Source organism: Pseudomonas sp. 1 (genome assembly GCF_056626735.1).
Genome location: NZ_JBWXMQ010000040.1, coordinates 1 through 2851 on the forward strand (window position 1 = coordinate 1; position 2851 = coordinate 2851).

Here is a 2851-nt window from a genome sequence, read left to right on the forward strand (position 1 = left end):
TCTGTCGCTGACCGCGACCGGCACCGTGGCCGAGGGCGGCTCGATTGTTTACACCGCGACCCTGACCAACCCGGCCGGCACTCCGGTGACCGTGACCCTGTCGAACGGTGCCGTGATCACCATCGAAGCCGGTAAAACCACCGGCACCGTCAGCGTTCCAGCCCCGGCCGATGACGTCTACAAAGACGCCGGCAAGGTTGAAGTCACGATCAAGGACGCGTCCGGTGGCAACTTCGAGAACCTGGTGCCGAGCACTGTTCCGGCCGTCACCGAGGTCACCGACACCATCGACACCACCACGGTCAAACTGACCGCGACCGAGTCGGCGGCGGAAGGCGGCACCGTCACCTACACCGCCACCGTCGGCGCACCAGTCACCGGTTCGCCGGTGACCGTGACCCTGGCCAACGGTCAGCAGATCACCATCGAGGTCGGTAAAACCACTGGCACCGTCACCACCACCGCACCGAACGATGCACTCAATGGTCACGAACCGCTGACCAACTCAATCACTGGCGTGAGCGGCGGCAACTACGAAAACCTCGTGGCCGACAAAACCCCGGTCAGCACCACCGTGACCGACACCGTCGACACCACCAACCTGACCCTGAGCGCGACGCCGGAAGTCAACGAAGGTGGCCAGATCACCTACACCGCGACCCTGACCAACGCCGCCGGCACCCCGGTGACCGTGACGTTGAGCAACGGCGCCGTGATCACCATCGAGGCCGGCAAAACCACCGGCACCGTGACCGTCGACGCACCGAAGGACGACGTCTACAAGGACGCCGGCACCGTTGAAACGACCATCAAGGGCGCCACTGGCGGCAACTTTGAAAACCTGGTCACCAACACTGCCCCGGCGGTCACCACCGTTCACGACACCATCGACACGTCCACCGTGTCGCTGACCGCTACCGCCAACGTCGCCGAAGGCGAAACCGTGGTCTACACCGCGACCGTGACCGCGCCAGTGACCGGTTCACCGGTCGTGGTGACTCTGTCCAACGGCCAGACCATCACCATCGCCGTGGGCGAAACCACCGGCACCGTGAACTTCGTCGCGCCGAACAGCCCGCTGGCGGGCGGCAGCTCGCTGAGTGTGACCATCGACAAGGCCACCGGTGGCAACTACGAAAACCTGGCGGTCGACAGCAAACCGGCCAACACCTCGGTTTCGGACACGGTCGACACCACCAACCTCAACCTGACCGCCACCGACTCGGTGGCCGAGGGTGGTTCGATTGTCTACACCGCGACGCTGACCAACCCGGCCGGCACCCCGGTGACCGTGACCCTGTCGAACGGTGCAGTGATCACCATCGAAGCCGGTAAAACCACCGGCACCGTGACCGTCGATGCGCCGAAAGATGACGTCTACAAAGACGCCGGCAAAGTCGAAGTCACGATCAAGGACGCAACCGGCGGCAACTTCGAGAACTTGGTGCCGAGCACCGTTCCGGCCGTGACCAACGTCACCGATACCATCGATACCACTACGGTCAAACTGACCGCGACCGAAACCGCTGCTGAAGGTGGCACCGTCACCTATACCGCCACGGTGGGCGCGCCTGTCACAGGTTCGCCTGTGACTGTGACCCTGGCCAATGGTCAGTCGATCACCATCGAAGTCGGCAATACCACCGGTACCGTGACCACCACCGCACCGAACGATGCGTTGAACGGTCACGCACCGCTGACCAACGCGATCACCGCCGTGACTGGCGGCAACTACGAAAACCTCGTCGCCGACAAAACGCCGGTTTCGACCACTGTCACCGACACGGTCGACACCACCAACCTGACCCTCAGCGCCACCAACTCGGTTGCCGAGGGCGGTTCGATCGTTTACACCGCGACTCTGACTAACCCGGCCGGCACCCCGGTGACCGTGACGCTGTCGAACGGCGCAATCATCACTATCGAAGCCGGCAAAACCACCGGCACTGTGAATGTTGCCGCACCTGCCGATGACGTTTACAAAGACGCCGGCAAGGTTGAAGTCACGATCAAGGACGCAACCGGTGGCAACTTCGAGAACCTTGTTCCGAGCACCGTGCCAGCCGTAACGGAAGTCACCGACACCATCGACACGACGACCGTGAAGCTGACCGCTTCCGAAACTGCTGCTGAAGGTGGCACCGTCACCTACACCGCAACCGTGGATGCGCCTGTGACTGGCTCGCCTGTGACTGTGACCCTGGCCAATGGTCAGTCGATCACCATCGAAGTCGGCAAGACCACCGGTACCGTGACCACCACCGCACCGAACGATGCGTTGAACGGTCACGCACCGCTGACCAACGCCATCACCAACGTCAGCGGCGGCAACTACGAGAATCTGGTGGCCGACAAAACGCCGGTCAGCACCACCGTGACCGACACGGTCGACACCACCAACCTGTCGCTGACCGCGACCGGCACCGTGGCCGAGGGCGGCTCGATTGTTTACACCGCGACTCTGACCAACCCGGCGGGCACGCCGGTGACCGTGACGTTGAGCAACGGCGCCGTGATCACCATCGAAGCGGGCAAGACCACCGGAACCGTGACCGTTCCGGCCCCGGCCGATGACGTCTACAAAGACGCCGGCAAAGTCGAAGTCACCATCAAGGATGCAACCGGTGGCAACTTCGAGAACCTGGTGCCTAGCACTGTTCCGGCCGTGACCGAAGTCACCGACACCATCGACACGACGACCGTGAAGCTGACCGCTTCCGAAACTGCCGCCGAAGGTGGCACCGTTACTTACACCGCGACCGTGGGCGCTCCGGTAACTGGCTCGCCGGTGGTCGTGACCCTGTCCAACGGTCAGCAAATCACCATCGAAGTCGGCAAGACCACCGGCACA

Annotated in this window: 1 protein-coding gene; it reads left to right on the plus strand. The window is 63.1% G+C overall.

All coding sequences use genetic code 11. The features are described 5' to 3' along the window. A partial coding sequence (locus AC1MDC_RS28590; RefSeq protein WP_480394184.1) for an immunoglobulin-like domain-containing protein occupies nucleotides 1–2851 on the plus strand: 2851 nt, incomplete at both ends.